General features: G+C 64.6%; 17 protein-coding genes. 9 read left to right on the plus strand and 8 right to left on the minus strand.

The window, feature by feature from the left end; translation table 11 throughout:
• Positions 1-22: 22 nt before the first annotated feature.
• The 3 genes from QPK31_RS24665 to QPK31_RS24675 all read right to left on the minus strand — a co-directional run bounded on the left by QPK31_RS24665 (position 23) and on the right by QPK31_RS24675 (position 5,883).
• Complete coding sequence (locus QPK31_RS24665) at positions 23-1,435, minus strand: TAXI family TRAP transporter solute-binding subunit (RefSeq protein ID WP_290425544.1); 1,413 nt, start codon at positions 1,433-1,435, stop codon at positions 23-25.
• Positions 1,432-4,686 (minus strand): transglycosylase domain-containing protein, encoded by a 3,255-nt coding sequence (locus QPK31_RS24670; protein ID WP_290425545.1) that lies wholly within the window; start codon positions 4,684-4,686, stop codon positions 1,432-1,434. Before QPK31_RS24670 ends, QPK31_RS24665 begins: the two co-directional genes overlap by 4 nt.
• A 345-nt stretch (positions 4,687-5,031) precedes the next feature.
• A complete protein-coding gene (locus tag QPK31_RS24675) occupies positions 5,032-5,883 on the minus strand; it encodes an EI24 domain-containing protein (protein ID WP_290425546.1) in 852 nt (283 codons plus the stop codon).
• A gap of 151 nt (positions 5,884-6,034) precedes the next feature.
• Here QPK31_RS24675 and QPK31_RS24680 point away from each other — a divergent pair, with 151 nt between their 5' ends.
• Positions 6,035-6,391 (plus strand): FKBP-type peptidyl-prolyl cis-trans isomerase, encoded by a 357-nt coding sequence (locus QPK31_RS24680; protein WP_229437851.1) that lies wholly within the window; start codon positions 6,035-6,037, stop codon positions 6,389-6,391.
• A gap of 150 nt (positions 6,392-6,541) precedes the next feature.
• Here QPK31_RS24680 and QPK31_RS24685 read toward each other — a convergent pair whose 3' ends face one another.
• Entirely contained in the window at positions 6,542-7,189 is a 648-nt protein-coding gene (locus tag QPK31_RS24685) for a hypothetical protein (protein WP_290425547.1), read from the minus strand.
• Between the two features lie 223 nt (positions 7,190-7,412).
• On the opposite strand from QPK31_RS24685, the gene QPK31_RS24690 reads away from it, so the two are divergent.
• Entirely contained in the window at positions 7,413-7,667 is a 255-nt protein-coding gene (locus QPK31_RS24690; protein ID WP_290425548.1) for an acyl-CoA-binding protein, read from the plus strand.
• A gap of 48 nt (positions 7,668-7,715) precedes the next feature.
• Here the strand turns inward: QPK31_RS24690 and QPK31_RS24695 are convergent, their stop codons facing one another.
• Positions 7,716-7,997: a polyhydroxyalkanoic acid system family protein gene (locus QPK31_RS24695; protein ID WP_290425549.1), complete on the minus strand. Its 282-nt coding sequence runs from the start codon at positions 7,995-7,997 to the stop codon at positions 7,716-7,718.
• Positions 7,998-8,150: 153 nt separating this feature from the next.
• On the opposite strand from QPK31_RS24695, the gene QPK31_RS24700 reads away from it, so the two are divergent.
• From QPK31_RS24700 to QPK31_RS24720, 5 genes are all read left to right on the plus strand, one after another.
• Complete coding sequence (locus tag QPK31_RS24700; RefSeq protein ID WP_290425550.1) at positions 8,151-9,704, plus strand: hypothetical protein; 1,554 nt, start codon at positions 8,151-8,153, stop codon at positions 9,702-9,704.
• 10 nt (positions 9,705-9,714) lie between these two features.
• A complete protein-coding gene (locus QPK31_RS24705; RefSeq protein ID WP_290425551.1) occupies positions 9,715-9,996 on the plus strand; it encodes a hypothetical protein in 282 nt (93 codons plus the stop codon).
• Positions 9,997-10,473: 477 nt separating this feature from the next.
• Positions 10,474-10,797: a ferredoxin FdxA gene (gene fdxA, locus QPK31_RS24710; RefSeq protein WP_290425552.1), complete on the plus strand. Its 324-nt coding sequence runs from the start codon at positions 10,474-10,476 to the stop codon at positions 10,795-10,797.
• Positions 10,798-10,948: 151 nt separating this feature from the next.
• On the plus strand, positions 10,949-12,046 hold the full coding sequence (locus QPK31_RS24715; protein ID WP_290425553.1) for an NAD(P)/FAD-dependent oxidoreductase: 1,098 nt from the start codon (positions 10,949-10,951) through the stop codon (positions 12,044-12,046).
• A gap of 255 nt (positions 12,047-12,301) precedes the next feature.
• Positions 12,302-13,537: a polyhydroxyalkanoate depolymerase gene (locus tag QPK31_RS24720; RefSeq protein ID WP_290425554.1), complete on the plus strand. Its 1,236-nt coding sequence runs from the start codon at positions 12,302-12,304 to the stop codon at positions 13,535-13,537.
• Between the two features lie 63 nt (positions 13,538-13,600).
• Here QPK31_RS24720 and QPK31_RS24725 read toward each other — a convergent pair whose 3' ends face one another.
• Positions 13,601-13,804 (minus strand): hypothetical protein, encoded by a 204-nt coding sequence (locus tag QPK31_RS24725; protein WP_290425555.1) that lies wholly within the window; start codon positions 13,802-13,804, stop codon positions 13,601-13,603.
• Positions 13,805-13,872: 68 nt separating this feature from the next.
• Complete coding sequence (locus QPK31_RS24730) at positions 13,873-14,289, minus strand: RcnB family protein (RefSeq protein ID WP_072474459.1); 417 nt, start codon at positions 14,287-14,289, stop codon at positions 13,873-13,875.
• A gap of 145 nt (positions 14,290-14,434) precedes the next feature.
• Here QPK31_RS24730 and rsxB point away from each other — a divergent pair, with 145 nt between their 5' ends.
• Positions 14,435-15,172: an electron transport complex subunit RsxB gene (gene rsxB, locus QPK31_RS24735; RefSeq protein WP_290425556.1), complete on the plus strand. Its 738-nt coding sequence runs from the start codon at positions 14,435-14,437 to the stop codon at positions 15,170-15,172.
• 18 nt (positions 15,173-15,190) lie between these two features.
• A complete protein-coding gene (gene nth, locus QPK31_RS24740; protein WP_290425557.1) occupies positions 15,191-15,880 on the plus strand; it encodes an endonuclease III in 690 nt (229 codons plus the stop codon).
• Here nth and QPK31_RS24745 read toward each other — a convergent pair.
• On the minus strand, positions 15,849-16,946 hold the full coding sequence (locus QPK31_RS24745) for an acyltransferase family protein (RefSeq protein ID WP_290425558.1): 1,098 nt from the start codon (positions 16,944-16,946) through the stop codon (positions 15,849-15,851). The two genes, nth and QPK31_RS24745, sit on opposite strands and share 32 nt — an antisense overlap.
• Positions 16,947-17,126 lie beyond the last annotated feature (180 nt).

Raw genomic sequence — 17,126 nt, forward strand, 5'->3', positions numbered from 1 at the left:
AATCCGATTCGCTGCCTTCTTGTTACTTTGCCAGCGCGCCGGTGTCGCCGCCCAGCGTTGTCTGCACCCGCTCGCGCACGAAGTCGATATGGCTGCGCAAGCGGTACAACTCGTCCGCATACGCCAGTGGAATCGAGATGTGGTTGACGCGGGTCTCGATGTCGTCCAGGCGGCGCACCAGGTCTGCACGGACGCGGTCTTTGCGCCCGCTTTCCGGCACGCCCGTCGTCACCCCTTCCAGCGCCTGCTCGACCGCGCGCAGTTCGCCGTACCAGCGGTAGACGCGCGAGCGCACCCGCCACACGTACAGCGGCGGTACGATTTTTGATAACGGAATCACCAGGGCGGCCAGCGCCACCACCACGACCCACAGGCGGTCGAACAGGTTCGCCAGCCAGAAACGCATATAGCGCTGCAGCAGCGGCGGACCGTCGCGGTAGTACTTCGCCGCTTCGTCGGCCACCGGAATCTCGGTGTACTTCGGCGACGGGAACTGCCCCTGCTGCTGGAACCACCCTGCCCCGCCGTGGATCTCGCCCGCCGCCTTCACGAACAGATCGACCAGGGCCGGATGCAGGTCCTCCCGCGCCACCAGCGTCGCCGTCGGCGCGATCAGCTGGTAGTCCTGGGCCGGAATGTCGCGTCCCAAATCGACGATCCCGCGCGGCAGGGTCACGTGGGTGAGGAAAGGCAGGCGCCGCGTGTAGGCCTCGGCCTGGCTGAAGTTGAACAGGCGGATGCCGGGCGTTTGCAGCAGCATCTGGATCAGCGGCGCTTCCGGCGCGGAACTGAACACCAGGCCGTCGATGCGGCCGGCCAGCAGCTCCACCGTGGCCGGCGTGTTCTCCAGCGCGCCGATGGTCAGCTCCTGCGGCTCGACGCCGTTCACCGCCAGGATCTGGCGGAACAGGTTCGGCACGCCGGTGCCTTCCGGCCCCAGGTTGATGCGCAGCCCGCGCAGGCCGGTGAGGTTGGTCGCCTTGACGTCCTCGCGCAGGAACAGCCAGACCGGCTCGGTGAACAGACTGCCGAGCGAGGCCAGGCCGAGGTCGGCCGCTTCTTCCTCGCTGGTGGAACCGCTTTGCACGAAAGCGATGTCGGCTTCGCCGCGCCGCAGCCGTTCCAGGTTTTCCTTCGAGCCGAGCGACGGCTGCACCGTCACCGCGATATCATCGCGCTTCAGTTCCTGCGCATAGCGCTTGCCGAAGGTTTCGTAGGCGGAGTTTTCCTGGCCGGTGGCCAGGCGCACGGAACGCGGCGGCGCCGGATCGACCACCAGCCAGGCGATGAAGCAGGCCAGCGCCACCAGCACGATCGTCGGCCCGGACGCGACCAGCAAGTCGCGCAGCGAAATCAGGGAAAAGCCGCGGATGGTCGAGACGGCGCGCCGGCTGGCCCGGCGCGCCCTGTCCGCTGCGGTACTACGGCCTTTCAACGCACGCACTGCTTCTGCGCGGCCACGCTGCCCTGGGGCGGTTCGATCATCGGCATCAGGCTCGGCGCCAGCGTGACGAGCAGCTGCACCGGCAGCGCGCTGGTGAAGTCGTAGTTCTCGGACTGCGGGCCATGCACGTAGGCGGTCATGGAGCCGAAGAAGCGCTCGCCGATGTTGAAGACAAAGGTGGCCGAACGGTTCACGTAGCGCGATTCGATCAGGCGCCCGCCGCGTGCGTACACGTCGAAGCGCTGGTCGCCGGTGCCGGTCTTGCCGCCCACCGCGACGATGTTGCCGTCGCTGGTGGTAAAGGCGGTCTTCGCGCGTTTTGCCGTGCCTTCGGCCACCACGCCGCGGATCGCATCGGCCACGGCGCGCGCGACTTCCGGCGCGAGAACGACTTCCTGCTCCACCTTGTTGGCGCGCTTGACCAGCGTTTCGTAGGGCGTGTTCTTCGCGAAATGCAGCGAGTCGATGCGCTCAACAGGTTTGCGCACGCCGCCATTCACGATAATGCCCATCAGCTCGGCCAGCGCGGCCGGACGGTCGGCCGAGGCGCCGAGCGTGGTCGCATACGAGGGCACCAGCGAGTCGAACGGGTAGCCCATCTTCTTCCACTGGGCGTGGATCTTCAGGAAGGCCTCGACCTCGATCAGGCCGGCGATGCGCTTGTCCTGGGCGTTCTTGCGGCTGGTCTTGAACAGCCAGGAATAGACTTCCTGGCGTTCCTTGGTGCTGGCGCCTACCACCTCGCTCCAGCCGGCCTTCGGATGGTCGCGCAGGTAGCCGACCAGCCAGAGTTCCAGCGGGTGCACCGAGGCGACATACCCACGGTCGGCCAGCGACATGTTCTGCGGCGCGTACTGGTCGTACAGCTTCTCGATGCGCTCCCCGTCGACCTCGTTGCTCGGCAGCGTGTCGTTGATGAAGGCGCCGAACTGCTGCAGGGTCGCGTTCGGGGCGATGGTGCGGTGCGCGGCAGAGAGCTTCGAGGCCAATGGACGCACGCCGGCGAACAGCAGCGCCTGGGCTTCGTCCGGGGTCTTGCCCTTGTACTTGTTCCAGAACTTGGCCAGGAAGGTCTTGCCTTCGTTGTCGGCGAAGCGCGCCAGGTAGCCGGCGCGGCGCGGGTCGTTGGCGTCGGCCAGCAGCGCCGCCGAGGAACCCGGCAGCTGGAACATGTAGTAGCGCACCACATCGCGCATCAGGCGCACGAATACCAGGTTGGTCGACTGCTGCAGCGCGTGCTGCACCGTCATGATCTTGCTGTTATCGAGCTTGCTGAAGTTGCCGAAGTAATGCAGGCCGCCGCCGGTGAAGAAGCCTTCGCCCGGATTGCCCGAATAGGTGCGGTTCATCGCGGCGTCGAGCATCGGCGCCAGGCCGCGGTCGGCGTTCGCCGGCAGCGCCAGGAAGTAATCCACGGCCCACTGGCTCAGGCGGTCCTTCGGATCGATGCGGGTTTCGCGCAGCGCCTTCGGGTCCATAGCCTCGTAGCGGCGGTGCAGCTGGTCGACGATGTCGAGGTAGGTCACCAGCGTGCGCAGCTTGGCGGTCGAACCGAGGTCGAGCTTGGCCTGCTCGTTGATGTCGAGCGGCTGGTCGTAGTTATCGGTCTGCACGCGCAGGTAGTTCACGTTGTCGCCGCGTTCCATCAGCGTGAAGCTGTACACCACTTGCGCCGGGTCGCCGTTGCCGAGCATGCCCTTGCCGGTGAGGCCGGCGGCTTGCGCGGCTTCGGCGCTGGTCAGCTGGCGCAGCGCGGCCGTGACGGCTTGCTGGGCCTCGGCGTCCAGGGTCGAGACCACGGACAGGTCGAGGCGATCGAGGTTGTACAGGCGCGGCTCGCCCAGCAGGTAGCCGAGGTGGTTGCGCACCGCGTTCGAGGCCTTGCGCGACACAAAAGCGTTGGCCGGCGGCGCTTCCACGCCCGAGCCCAGGGCCGGATGCAGTTTCACGTTCAGCGCGGCGTCGCGCAGCTGCGGCGTGATCACGCCGGCCTGCGCCAGCACGCGCAGGTGGCTGTTGGTGAGCGTCTCGAGGTCGGCTTCGCCGGCGCCCAGGTAATAGGCCGGGCGGCGCTGCGCGATCATCAGCGACAGCGCTTCCTTGTAGGCCAGCACCGCATCGGGATTGTCCATGCCGCCCTTCAGCGCGGCGGTGACCTTGTTGAAATCGCGGCCGTACCAGACCCACATGCCGTCGCCGATGCCGTTCACTTCGCCGTAGCCGACTTTCGCCGACAGCGGCACCGTGTTCAGGTAGTCGAGCACGATCTGGCGCCGGTGGCCGGTGGTGTCTTCGCCGTCCTGGTAGGCGCGCAGCGTGGCCGAGGCCATCTGGATGAGTTTATCTTCGAGCGAGGCGGTGCGGCCTTCCGGCGAATGGCGGTATTTTTCGATTTGCGTGGCGAGCGTGGAGCCGCCGGCGACACGGCTGCCGCTGCCCAGGCCGATCGAGTGCAGGGTCTTGTCGAACACGGCCTTCGAGAAGCGGTCCCATTCGACGGCCGGGTTGCGTTTCGGGTAGGCCGGGTCCAGCAACTCGCGGTTCTCGATGAACAGCAGGCTTTGCACCAGCAGCTGCGGCGCATCGTCGAAGCGCGCGTACTGGCGCTCGGGGAACTGCGAGCCGAACAGCGGCTGGCTGCGGCAATCGAGGATCTCGAGGCCGGCGCGGGTCTTTTCGCGGTAGGTGGCGAAGATGCCGTGGTCGGCCAGTTCCAGCATCTTCGGCGACATGCGGGCCTGGGCGTCGACGGTGTAGTCGCGCGTGTGCAGCTTGTTCAGGAAAGCCGGCAGGTGCGAATAACCGAGGCGTGCGTCGTAGGGGCTGTCGGCCGGGAAGCGGATCGCGTCGCTCGCGCCCTTCTCCATGCGGAAGCTGACTTCCTTCATCATGCCGGCGAAGATCTTCGCCTGCAGCGTGGAGGTGCGGGTTTCGTAGACCGCGTAGGCGGCGCCGGCGGCGACCACCACCAGCACCAGGCCGAGCAGGATGCGCCGGGCATGGCCGCGGCCTTTCGGCGGCTCGCCTTCGCTCTCCGGCTCGTTGGGGTCGTCGGGGATATCGTCCTGCTTGGCGTCGGTCACCAGCGACAGGTGCGGATAACTTTCGTACAGCGGCGCATCCTGCTCGGCCGCATCGGCAGCCATGACAGGCGCGGCGCTGCCGCTATCCGGGCGCCCGCGCAGGATGCGCACGGCGCGAAACACATTACGTGGCCGTTTGAAACGGCGTGTACTTTCCATGATGGCTCAACCGGTTTGAATCATTGTGCCCTGCACTCTGCAACAACCTGCTCGCCATCCTTGCTGCGGGTCTGTTCGAGTCGACAGGGTCATTGTTAGTTCGCGTCCGGCGTCCTCCGTTTCGTCGGAATCTCACCCGAATCCGGGACGCCGCAGCCATCATTCCACCACATCAACAGGTCTTCCATGTAGCCCTGTTCAACAATTTTGACCTGCCCAGATTATTTTCGCAAAAAAACAACGGCAGAGTAACGGCAGAGTTATTGAGACGGCATTAATGCCTACAAGCACTGGTATCTCTTTCCTACAAGACTTTGTTTTTGTGGAAAAAATACGGCTCGTCGATTACACGGCCGCACGCGCCGCACCCTGTGCCGCGCGCAGGTTTTCCAGCGACTGCAGGCAGTAGTACTGGAACCACAAGCCGGTGAACAGGAAGATCAGCACATACAGCCAGGCCGAGACGATCGCCAGGAAGGGGAACAGCACCACCGACAGCACCGCACCGCCCATCCAGGCAATCCCGGGCATGGCGCCGAGCACGCCCGAGACCATGCCGATCCCCAGCAGCGGCCAGCGCAGCGCATGCATCAGCGCCTTGCGTTCTTCCAGGCTGGCGTGGGCCGCGAGCGCGTCGTAGCTCATCACGCGCGAGGTCACCCAGCCCCAGAGGGCCGCCTGCACCAGCACCGCCAGCGGCGGCACCGCGTACAGGGGCACCGTCACCAGCCACAGGCCGGCGAACACGATCACGCTGGTCAGGTTCATCCAGACGCTGCCGGCGAAGCTGCCGCCCTCCTTTTGTTCGAGTTGCGGGAACTGGCGCCGGCTCACGTAGCGCTCGATGGCCGGCATCGCGACGATGCCCATGAACAGCAGCGCGCTGCCGATCATCAGCGGCAGCAGCAGGATAATGGCCATCAGCGGCACCACCAGCACCTTCAGGGTACCCAGGCCGAGCGTGGACAGCATGCCGCCGCTGGAACCGAACCAGCCATATTCGGCAAAGATGCCCTGCAGCCAGTCGAGGAAGGGCTGCAGGCCGAACCACAGCACCGCGCCCCAGACCAGCAGCGACAGCAGCAGCGGTACCAGCGACAGCAGCAGCATGCGGCGCGAGAATTGCGCACGCAGGGCGCGCGCCCAGGCGGTGGCGATGCCGTTCACGCGGCGTTTCCCTGCGATTTCAGACAGCATGCTGGCATGGCGGTGCGCCTCCCGTGTTCTGGAATGCGTATTGTAGACAGAATCCGGCAGCGAGGCCGCTGGCTGCACGCTTGGGCCTCGATAGCGCTTCGGCTGGTCATGCACTACAATCCCCGCTCAACTTGAACACTGAAGGAAAACCATGTCCACTACCACCACCGCTTCCGGCCTGCAATACGAAGACACCGTCGTCGGCGAAGGCGCCGAAGCGAAAGCCGGCGCCTACGTCACCGTCCACTACACCGGCTGGCTGCGCAACGACGACGGCAGCACCGGCGCCAAGTTCGATTCGAGCAAGGACCGCAACGACCCGTTCCAGTTCCCGCTGGGCGCCGGCCACGTGATCCGCGGCTGGGACGAAGGCGTGCAGGGCATGAAGGTCGGCGGCGCGCGCCGCCTGACCATTCCAGCCAGCCTGGGCTACGGCGCCCGCGGCGCCGGCGGCGTGATCCCGCCGAACGCGACGCTGATCTTCGACGTCGAGCTGCTGGCTGTGTAATGCACTGGTGGGTTCGAGCCGCACGCAAACCGACCCACCCTACGCATGGCGCCACACGCGCCCTTGCATTTGTAGCTTTGTAGGGTGGGCTCTCGAGCCCACCACTACTGCGGTTAATTGATCGAATATTCAACCGGGGCGATGGTGGGTTCAAGAACCCACCCTACCGTAAATGCGGAAGATGCATGCTTCCGACACCATCTGCGGTTCGACAATTTCGAGCACCGCTTCCTCGTAGCGCTCGTGGTACAGGCGCGCATAAGCGGCAAGCGCTTCCCGTGTAGTACATAACCCGTACACATTCACCATCCCCGCCGCATCGGCAAAGACCTCCGGCCTCGTGAACATCCCCAGCCGCAGTAGGGAACCGTAGCCATCGACAAAACAGTCGTAGCCGAGAAACGCCAAATCCTGCGGCGGCGTGGCACCCTCGTTATCTATCCAGATCAGCTCGGCATCCGGCACACCGGGCAGCACTACACCCAGCAGCCAGTCGGCCATCGCGGTATCCGTGCAGACACCGGCGCTGAATGCATGCTCCCGGCGCCTGGTCGCGCAGTGCGTTTGCAGCAGCGGCTGGTTCGGATTCGCGTCGGCCAGATCGTCGACGTCGAGCCAGGGTTCGCGGTCGGCGCCGCGATACTCGACCAGGCCCCGATCCGTGCGCAGGTCGCGTAGCGTATCGCCCCAAACGCGCCCAACCCTGCGTGGTGCTGCTACCACTACGTATCCACTCGCCATGCCATTCCCGTTCTTTGCCTGCAAATTGACTGCGTTCGTTTGGCCCGACGATGCCATGAACGCTGAATGTTGGGTGAGTTCTCGAACCCACCACTGCAACGGTTGAATTTCCGATCAATCAACCGCAGTAGCGGTGGGTTCGAGAACCCACCCTACCCCGAGCATCCCCTCTAAAATTCCCGCCAGAAGCACGTACATCGCCAGCTGTTAGGCTAAGATGGCCGCGCGCATTGCTGTTCAGGCAATGCACCATCCAGCACATTAGCCAACAGGAGTTTTTATGAGCTTGCAAGACCAGTTCACCCAGGCCCAGGCCGATTCGAAGAACCTGCCGGAGCGTCCGGACAACATGACCTTGCTGAAGATCTACGCGCTGTTCAAGCAGGGCTCGAGCGGCGACGTGACCGGCGAGCGTCCGGGCTTCACCGACATGGTCGGCCGCGCCAAGTACGATGCCTGGGATGGCCTGAAAGGCACCTCGCAGGAAGACGCGATGCAGCAGTACATCGACCTGATCGAAGAACTGAAGGGTTGATTCCCGCCGGCGCTTTGCAGAGGCAAAGCGCCATTGCCGCACCTGCGGTCAAGCGGCCGCAAACACCTTGCGCATCTTGTCGCTGACCTTGGCTTCGATCGCCGGCCCGAAGGCGCTCATCAAAAAGCCGAGCTTGATCCGCAGCGCCGCGCGCTGGGCTTCCAGGGTCAGGGCGCCCTCCACGCCGCTGCGCTCGAAGCGCAACACGTCGCCGTCCCAACGGCATTGCATGCCGAACTCGGCCGCGACCTTGTCCGCCACCTGCTGCGCCGCCGCGCGCGCCTTCTCCGGGCTCAGGCTGTGTTCCTGGACGATGTGAATGTCGGCCATCCGATTTCCTTCCTCATATAAACGCAACAGCCCGCCATGATGCCAGTTGCATCGCGCTCGTGCCAGTCCGCGTTGCAATTGATCATCGTCAAGATCGTCACGCCCCACAGGACGACTATGGCCTGAGCTAACGCAACCACACGAGGATTCAGCATGGAACAACGCGCCCTGTTGCCGGACGACCCGATCACCACCGAACGCGACCAGCCGCCGGTCGCCTTCATTCCCACGCCCAGCGCGGCCTACCGCCAGCACCGCAAGGCGGCGCAGCTGCTGGACCAGCCCGGTTCCCCGCGCGGCGCCGGCGAACCCGCGTCCGAGGTGCCCCTGCCGTATGCCTTCGGCGCGCGCGTGCTGATGTGGAAGCAGGACCCCTCGGTGCTCGACATGGGCACGCGCAAAGCTTTCCTGCCCGGCATCGTGCTGGCCGGCCCGCGCGACGCCCGCATCGCGTCGGGCGATCCCGGCATCAGCCCGGTCGAGCCGAATGCCTTCGGCGACTTCGTCACCATGCCCGACACGCCCCAGTTCGACGCCGTCCACACCTTTGCCGTGGTGCGCCAGACGCTGACCATGTACCAGCGCTCGCTTTCAAGCAGCGGCGCGGAGATGCCGCTGCCCTGGCAATGGAACAGCAGCATCGACACGGCGCCGCTGCAAATCTTCCCCTACGGCTTGCCGAACGTGATGAACGCCTTCTACAGCCGCACCCAGAATTGCCTGAAGTTCGGCGACTTCGTGCCGAGCGGCCAGAGCGAACGTGTATTCACCTGCCGCTCCTTCGACATCGTCGCCCACGAGACCGGCCACGCCGTGCTCGATGGCCTGAAGCCGCATTGGCTGCTGGCCGACGCGCCGCCGCAGACGGGCGGCCTGCACGAATCCTTCGGCGACCTGACCGCGATTTTCCTGGCCCTGTCCCAGCTCGACCAGTGCGAAGCGGTGGTGGCCCAGACCAAGGCGCGCTTGCACGACAAGACCTTCCTGGCCGACATTGCCGAGCAGTTCGGCCTGGCGCTCGGCAGCACCACCGGGCTAAGGAATGCCGACAACGACTTGACGCTGTCGCAGGCAGGCACCCAGGTGCATGCGATTTCCCAGGTGTTTACCGGTGGCGTGTACGACATCCTGGCCGATTTGTTCGCGCTCGAGCGCAATCCGGCGCTGGAAGACGATGCCGCCGTGCTGCACCGGGTGGCGTCCTGGCTGCGCGGGCTGGTGCTGCGCGCCCTGATCGCCGCGCCCGACATCGCCGCCACCTATGCCGACGTGGTCAATGAAATGCTGCGGCTGGCGCTCGAAGATGGCAAGCCCGACAGCTACATGGCCTCGATCCGCCAGCAATTCACGGTACGCGAAGTGGTGGGCGAGCCCGATGTCGCCAATGATGCGCCGGCCGGGGAAGCCGAAGCGCCGACACCGATGCTCGATGGCGTGCCGCCGATGGATGCCGAACTGCCCGGCCGCCCCATGGCGCCGGCCTGCCGCGTCCACGTGCGCCTGGCGGCCGGGGTCTGCGATGCGCCCGGCGCCCAGCAGGACCGGCGCGCTTGCTGCGGTACCATGAACCTGGCCGAGTACTACAACATCGAGCGCCTGCTCGACGCCGAAGCCCAGGCGCTGGCGCGCTGGTGCGCCGACCGCGGGCGCAATGGCCCGGCGGGCGAGGAGCCGGTGCTGGACGACGGCAACGGTTCCTCGCAATGAAAGGCGCGTCATGAAGATCACGGCGAAACAGAAAGGCGGCTTTGCCGGCGGCGGCCAGTGCTTCGAGCTTGATACGGCCTGCCGCGCGGACGGCGGGTCGGTCGAGGCGCTGCTGCGGCAGGTGGATTTTTTCGGGGCGGCGCCGATGTGCACCGTGGGGGCGGATATTCCGCGCTGGGAGATCACGGTGGAGGACGCGGGGCGGACGCATACGGTGGTGCTGGCGGACGACGGGTCGCTGGGGGAGACGGGGTGGCCGGCGTTGCTGGCGAGATTGCAGGGGGCGTCGTGAATCGGTGTCGGGGCGCCACCGTGCGTTGAACGCGTGGACAGGGAACCCGTCCACCCTACCACCGAAGTCGACCGTACGGTGGGCACGGAGTGCCCACGCGGAACGATGAATGGTGTTGACTGGGTTTGAATCGAACAACATGAAATATGTTGGCGCGTCCAAATGATCATTCGAGACGTCGCTTCGATGCATCATCTGCCATCCAGGCCAAGCCAACACGGCGCGACGTTCCGCGTGGGCACGGAGTGCTCACCGTACGATATCGCCCGCCAACACAGAGAATGACGGCCGCGGGATCCCTGCTCAGCCGTTGTTTCCACGGTCAAGCCAAGCTTGGGCAGCACATTTGCTTATGTATATTGTGTCTAAACCCAATTTGTAGGAAAACTCGAATTGCCCTAAAATACAGTGCTTTGCCAGTCGGCGGCCCTCTCCTGCGCGCTGACGCTGCGTCACCCCACCATAGATAGGACTGTTATGACCCACGTTGTCACCGAATCGTGCATCCGCTGCCGGTATACCGACTGCGTCGATGTATGCCCGGTCGATTGTTTCCGGGAAGGCCCGAATTTCCTCGCGATTGACCCCGACGAGTGCATCGACTGCGCCGTGTGCGTGGCCGAGTGCCCGGTCAATGCGATCTATGCCGAGGAAGACGTGCCGGGCGACCAGCAGCAATTCATCAAGATCAACGCCGATCTGTCGCGCTTCTGGCCGTCGATCACCAAGACCAAGCCGGCGCTCCCCGACGCCGAAGAGTGGAAAGACGTCACCAGCAAGCTGGACCAGCTGGCACGCTGAAAACCCGCCCAGCGGTGACGCGTCGGCTGTTTCGGGCCGCCGTCGCCGCACGCTGTTTTCGCTCGTCTCCGGCAGGCTCGCGTCATCCATGGCACACTAGCGGCCATCGCGTCACCGCCCCTCTTTTACAAAATCAACAGGACCATTGCGCATGACTATCAGTGCCACCCATGATGCGGGCAGCATCGCCCCCAACAGCTCGTTCGCCGGCGCCATCGACGCCGACGCCGTCATCATCGGCGCAGGCCCGGTCGGCCTGTTCCAGGTCTTCGAACTCGGCCTGCTCGAGATCAAGGCCCACGTCATCGATTCGCTGCCGGCCGTCGGCGGCCAGTGCGTGGAACTGTACCCGGACAAGCCGATCTACGACATCCCTGCCGTGCCTGTGTGCACCGGCCAGGAACTGACCGACAACCTGCTCAAGCAGATCGAGCCGTTCGAGCCGACCTTCCACCTGGGCCAGGAAGTGACCACCGTGCAGCGCCGCGAAGACGGCCGCTTCAACGTCGAAACCTCGACCGGCACCCAATTCATCACCAAGACCATCTTCATCGCCGCCGGCGTCGGTTCGTTCCAGGCGCGCACGATCAAGGTCGAAGGCATCGAGAAGTTCGAGAACAGCCAGCTGCACTACCGCGTCAAGGACCCGAGCATCTTCGACGGCAAGAACCTGGTCATCTGCGGCGGCGGCGACTCCGCGCTGGACTGGGCCCTGAACTTCGTTGGCAAGGCCGAGTCGGTCGTGCTGGTGCACCGCCGTGAGGACTTCCGCGCCGCCCCGGCTTCGGTCGCCAAGATGAAGCAGCTGTGCGACGAATACGAGATGCAGCTGATCACCGGCCAGGTCACTGGCTACGACGAAAAAGACGGCCAGCTGAGCGAAGTGAAGGTCACCGGCGCCGACGGCGTCACCCGCCGTGTGCCGCTGGACATGCTGATGGTCTTCTTCGGCCTGTCGCCGAAGCTCGGCCCGATCGCCGAGTGGGGCCTGGACATCGAGCGCAAGCAGCTCAAGGTGATGGACACCGAGAAGTTCGAAACCAACGTGCCGGGCATCTTTGCCGTGGGTGACATCAACACCTACCCGGGCAAGAAAAAGCTGATCCTGTCGGGCTTCCACGAAGCCGCGCTGGCCGCCTTCGGCGCCGCGCCGTACATCTTCCCGGACAAGAAGATCCACATGCAGTACACGACGACCTCGCCGAAACTGCACAAGATCCTCGGCGTGGAAACCCCAGTTTTCGACTGATAGTTTTAGTTCAGTAACCAGAAAACCACAATGCCCCGGCTAGCCGGGGCATTTGTTTTTATGTGTGGCGCATCACGGACGCCCTCTCGAAAACGGTGCTATAACCCCTTCTAAGCAAATACCAAATCTGAACGAGGGTGCTGGAAATTTCCACCAGCCAATCATTTGACCCTATAATGATTTGATTAAAATTCGCGCACGCGGGCGCCATCGGGCGCCGCCAAGGCGATTTTGCTCTACCAAAGAAGGATTACTATGCTCTACCAATTGCATGAGATGCAACGCTCCTTCCTGACCCCGCTGATGCAATGGGCGGATGCGTCCTCGAAGTTGTTCTCGAACCCGGTTTCCCCTTTCGCCCACACGCCTTTCTCGCAACGTATCGCCGCCGGTTACGAGCTGATGTACCGCCTGGGCAAGGATTACGAAAAGCCGGCCTTCGGCATCGATACCACCACCATCAAGGATGAGACGGTCAAGATCGTCGAGCGCATTGCGGTCGAAAAACCGTTCTGCCAGCTGCGCCACTTCAAGAAGGACCTGCCTGACGCGGCCTTCGCAGCGCTGGCCCAGCCGACCGTGCTGGTGGTTGCCCCGCTGTCGGGCCACCACGCCACCCTGCTGCGCGACACCGTGCGCGCCCTGCTGCCGAACCACGACGTCTACATTACCGACTGGGTCGATGCGCGCATGGTGCCGCTGTCGGCCGGTCCCTTCCACCTGGACGACTACATCTATTACGTCCAGGACTTCATCCGCACCCTCGGCCCTGACGTGCACGTGATTTCCGTGTGCCAGCCGACCGTGCCGGTGCTGGCCGCGATCTCGCTGATGGCGTCGGACAACGATCCGAAGCTGCCGAAGACCATGACCATGATGGGCGGCCCGATCGACCCGCGCAAATCGCCCACCGCCGTCAACGACCTGGCCACCGAAAAGCCGTTCTCGTGGTTCGAGAACACCGTGATTTATTCGGTGCCCGGCAATTACCCGGGCTTTGGCCGCAAGGTGTATCCGGGCTTCCTGCAGCACGCCGGCTTCATCGCCATGAACCCGGGCCGCCATGCCCAGTCGCACCGCGAGTTCTACCAGCACCTGGTGCGCGGTGACGAGGAATCGGCCGAAAGCCACCGCCAGTTCTACGACGAATACAACGCCGTGCTCGACATGCCGGCCGAGTACTACCTCGACACCATCAAGACTGTGTTCCAGGACTTCAGCCTGCCGAAGGGCACCTGGGAAGTCGGCGGCAAGCTGGTGCGTCCGCAGGACATCAAGACAGTCGCCCTGTTCACCATCGAAGGCGAACTCGACGACATTTCCGGCGCCGGCCAGACCCAGGCCGCGCACGAACTGTGCAGCGGCATTCCGGCCGACATGAAGCTCGATTACGTGGCGCCGAAGGCCGGCCACTACGGTATCTTCTCGGGCCGCCGCTGGCGCGAGATCATTTGTCCGAAGATCGGCGAGTTCATCAAGGCGCATGGCTGAACAGTGTCGTAATCCAAAAAAAATGCCGCGTTGAACGCGGCATTTTTTCATATGACAGCCAACTCAGGCTACGCTGTCGCGCCGGTCCTCGCCCCGCCCGAAATCGTCGTCCGTATCGACATGCGGTTCACGCCGGTCGGCGCCGCGGCGGTCGTCTGCGGCAGGTTCGGGCTTGGCCGCAGCGGCAGCGTCGCTCTCCCCGGGCCGGTACACCGGGCGCGAGGTGGGGTCGGCCGCCAGCAGGGGCGCGACAATCCATTCAGTCATTTCGTTCTCCTATAAACAGGCTGGAGAGACGCCTCCCGCGTCGGCGGGCTGGCGTCCTCGCCAACCACTCAATTGCCCAGCAAAACGCTGGCGATAATGCCGGTGGCGATCGCCGCCAGCACGTAATCGTTGCCCACTTGCACCCAGTGGTAGCCGCGCGGCGGCGCGCTCAGGCGGTGCGAGCGCCAGTTGTCCACCACGTATTGCCTGTGGTGGTAGTTGGACGGCAGGCGGTTGCCGCGATACAGGTCGTGGCGCGGGCCGGCGCCGCGGCGGGCGTGGCGGTCGTCGCGACGGGCATCCCGGTAATCGCGGCGGTCTTCGCGGCGTTCGTCACGGAAGTCGCGGCGGTCATCGCGGCGCTCGTCGCGGTATTCGCGGCGGTCGTCACGGCGGTCGTGGCGGTCATTGTGTTGGGCGAATGCCGGCGCATTGGCGGCCAGCATCAGTGCGATCATGCTCTTGGCGATGAGGCGTTTGTTCATGTTTTTTCCTCCTTGAAAGATGGCGCGCATGCATGCGCAGCCTGTACCGTCAGTAAGCCATGGACATTGCATAAGCTCTGTACGCTGTTCCACTTACTGATCGAAACAACAACCCCGGTCGCGCCCTCCGCGCTTTTGTCGGATAATGACGGCTTTACGCCGCCGCATCACCGTGACCAAGACTCTTGCCGACCAGATCGAAGACCTGCTGCCGCAGACGCAATGCACCAAGTGCGGCTACCCGGCCTGCCGGCCCTATGCGAAGGCGATCGCGAACGGCGAAGCGCCGATCAACCAGTGCCCGCCCGGCGGCATCGAAGGCGTGCGCCGCCTGGCCTCCGTCACCGGCCACCCGGTCATTCCCATCAACCCGGCCAACGGCATCGAGCGCCCGCGCCCGGTTGCCTTCATCGACGAAAGCCTGTGCATCGGCTGCACCCTGTGCATCCAGGCCTGTCCGGTGGACGCCATCATGGGCGCGGCCAAGCAGATGCACACCATCCTGCCGAGCCTGTGCACCGGCTGCGACCTGTGCGTGGCGCCCTGCCCGGTCGACTGCATCAGCATGGTCCCGGTGACCGAGACCACCGGCTGGGCGGCGTGGTCGCAGGAAGCGGCCGATGCGGCGCGCGCGCGCCATGACTTCCGCAGCCTGCGCCTGCAGCGCGAACGCGAGGAAAACGATGCGCGCCTGGCGGCCAAGGCCCTGGAAAAGATGAAGGCGGTGACGGCGGAAGAAACCAACACGCCGGAAGAACTGGCGGAAAAGGAACGCAAGCGCGCCATCATCGCGGCCGCCATGGAACGGGCACGCCAGCGCGCCGCAGCGTCGACCGAGACCCCATCGACCGACGCCACGCCACCCCAGCCGAAGAAAAACTGAGCAAAGAAAAACTGAGCGATGAATCCCGCCAAACGCCTCGCCATCTTTACCCGCTTCCGCGCCGCCAATCCGCACCCGACCACCGAACTCGAATACACGACGCCTTTCGAACTCCTGATCGCGGTGCTGCTGTCGGCGCAGTCGACCGACGTCGGCGTGAACAAGGCCACGCGCCGCCTGTATCCGGTGGCGAACACGCCGCAAGCCATCCTCGACCTCGGCATCGACGAGCTGAAAAGCTATATCTCGACCATCGGCCTGTACAACACGAAGGCGAAGAACGTGATGGCGACCTGCCAGATCCTGGTCGAGCAGCACGGCGGCGAAGTGCCGCGCGCGCGCGAGGCGCTGGAAGCCTTGCCCGGCGTGGGGCGCAAGACGGCGAACGTGGTGCTGAACACCGCTTTCGGCGAGCCGACCATGGCGGTCGACACCCATATCTTCCGCGTCTCGAACCGCACCAAAATCGCGCCCGGCAAGAACGTCGACGAAGTCGAGATGAAGCTGCTGAAGTTCGTGCCCAAGAATTTCCTGCAGGACGCCCACCACTGGCTGATCCTGCACGGCCGCTACACCTGCGTCGCGCGCCGCCCGAAGTGCTGGAACTGCATCATCAACGACTTGTGTGAGTTCCGCGACAAGACGCCGACGCCGGACGGCATCATCGCGCCCGAGGCTACAGGATCGATTTCGCTCCCGGCAGCCTGAGCGCCAGGCGCGCCACCAGGAAGCTGGCGGCGACGCCGATCGCGCCGGAGAGCACGAACTTCAGCATGTTCGGCAGCGGCAGCGTGGCGGCGGCCAAGCCGATCGCGGTCAGCAGCGGCGGGTGCAGGATGTAGGCGGCATAGGCTTGCCTGGCCCAAGGCTGCCAGCGCGGCGACGGATCGCCCGTGCGGCGAAAGCGCGCCAGCATGCCCAGGATGATGCCCCAGGCCACGAAAGGCTCCCAGAAGGCATAGGCCAGGGCCGGCAGGGTCCAGCCGCCCGAGGTTTCGAAGGGCTGGCCCAGCACCAGGTTGACCACGATACCGTAGACAAACAGCAGCGGCCCGACCAGCCACGCGACCAGGCGCCAGCGCCTTGCCTGCTGCGGACCGATGTGTTCCAGCCAGCGGCTGCCGGCCATGGCGCAGCCGCCGGCGAACAATACCGTGTATGAAGCAAAATAGCCGATTTGTAGCCCCCAGATTTCCTGTCCGGTCGGCATGACCAGCCGCAGCAGGAAGGCGCAGGCGCCGGTGGCGAGTGCGGCCAGCAGCAGGGTGTGGTGGCTGGGCGACCAGCTCCCAAGGCTGGCGCGGTTGCGCAGGTAGCGCCACAGCAGGTAGGCCGCGCTGAAGATCAGCAGCGCCAGGGCGAACCAGAGCGGTCCGATGTTGAAATACAGACGGGTGGCGAGTGCGGCCCAGTGTTCCAACAGGGGTTCGCCTTCGTGGACGCCGGCAATGGCAACTGTCAGCGGACCGAGCACGAAGCCATAGACCAGCAGCGGGATGCCCAGGCGCAGCAGGCGGTCGCGGGCAAATCGGGCCGGTCCCTTGCGTTCATAGGATATTGCGCTGAAGTAGCCCGCCAGCAGAAAGAAAAAGCCCATGAAGAAGGCCTGGTTCACGGAGACGAAAACGGCGAAGGGCAGCTTCTCGGCCAGGTTATCGGTGGGGATGGTCAGGTACCAGCCGCCCGGCGCGCCGAACATGATGGCGGCGTGGTGCAGAATGACCAGGGCGGTGAGGACGACGCGGATACGGTCGAGGAAGTCGGAGCGGGCCATCTTTGCATTCCTGGCGTCAGAAATAAAGTTGCCACAAAGATAGCACAATGACGGATGCCCTCGTCATTATTTGCGCTAACGCGGATCCGGTAGGGTGGGCACCCTTGAAGTGACCCCATTTCGTTGGACAGTGAGTTACGCTGCCAAGTGCTGAGTCCTGAATTGTACAGGGCTCAGTCC

It is taken from the genome of Massilia sp. YIM B02769, assembly GCF_030411995.1.
Classification (GTDB): domain Bacteria; phylum Pseudomonadota; class Gammaproteobacteria; order Burkholderiales; family Burkholderiaceae_D; genus Telluria.

Bases quoted from the DNA above. Each gene is read 5' to 3' on its own strand.
- QPK31_RS24670 (WP_290425545.1), bottom strand. From the start codon at position 4,686: ATGGAAAGTACACGCCGTTTCAAACGGCCACGTAATGTGTTTCGCGCC.
- QPK31_RS24675 (WP_290425546.1), bottom strand. From the start codon at position 5,883: ATGCTGTCTGAAATCGCAGGGAAACGCCGCGTGAACGGCATCGCCACC.
- QPK31_RS24680 (WP_229437851.1), top strand. From the start codon at position 6,035: ATGTCCACTACCACCACCGCTTCCGGCCTGCAATACGAAGACACCGTC.
- QPK31_RS24685 (WP_290425547.1), bottom strand. From the start codon at position 7,189: ATGGCATCGTCGGGCCAAACGAACGCAGTCAATTTGCAGGCAAAGAAC.
- QPK31_RS24690 (WP_290425548.1), top strand. From the start codon at position 7,413: ATGAGCTTGCAAGACCAGTTCACCCAGGCCCAGGCCGATTCGAAGAAC.
- QPK31_RS24695 (WP_290425549.1), bottom strand. From the start codon at position 7,997: ATGGCCGACATTCACATCGTCCAGGAACACAGCCTGAGCCCGGAGAAG.
- QPK31_RS24700 (WP_290425550.1), top strand. From the start codon at position 8,151: ATGGAACAACGCGCCCTGTTGCCGGACGACCCGATCACCACCGAACGC.
- QPK31_RS24705 (WP_290425551.1), top strand. From the start codon at position 9,715: ATGAAGATCACGGCGAAACAGAAAGGCGGCTTTGCCGGCGGCGGCCAG.
- fdxA (WP_290425552.1), top strand. From the start codon at position 10,474: ATGACCCACGTTGTCACCGAATCGTGCATCCGCTGCCGGTATACCGAC.
- QPK31_RS24715 (WP_290425553.1), top strand. From the start codon at position 10,949: ATGACTATCAGTGCCACCCATGATGCGGGCAGCATCGCCCCCAACAGC.
- QPK31_RS24720 (WP_290425554.1), top strand. From the start codon at position 12,302: ATGCTCTACCAATTGCATGAGATGCAACGCTCCTTCCTGACCCCGCTG.
- QPK31_RS24725 (WP_290425555.1), bottom strand. From the start codon at position 13,804: ATGACTGAATGGATTGTCGCGCCCCTGCTGGCGGCCGACCCCACCTCG.
- QPK31_RS24730 (WP_072474459.1), bottom strand. From the start codon at position 14,289: ATGAACAAACGCCTCATCGCCAAGAGCATGATCGCACTGATGCTGGCC.
- rsxB (WP_290425556.1), top strand. From the start codon at position 14,435: ATGACGGCTTTACGCCGCCGCATCACCGTGACCAAGACTCTTGCCGAC.
- nth (WP_290425557.1), top strand. From the start codon at position 15,191: ATGAATCCCGCCAAACGCCTCGCCATCTTTACCCGCTTCCGCGCCGCC.
- QPK31_RS24745 (WP_290425558.1), bottom strand. From the start codon at position 16,946: ATGGCCCGCTCCGACTTCCTCGACCGTATCCGCGTCGTCCTCACCGCC.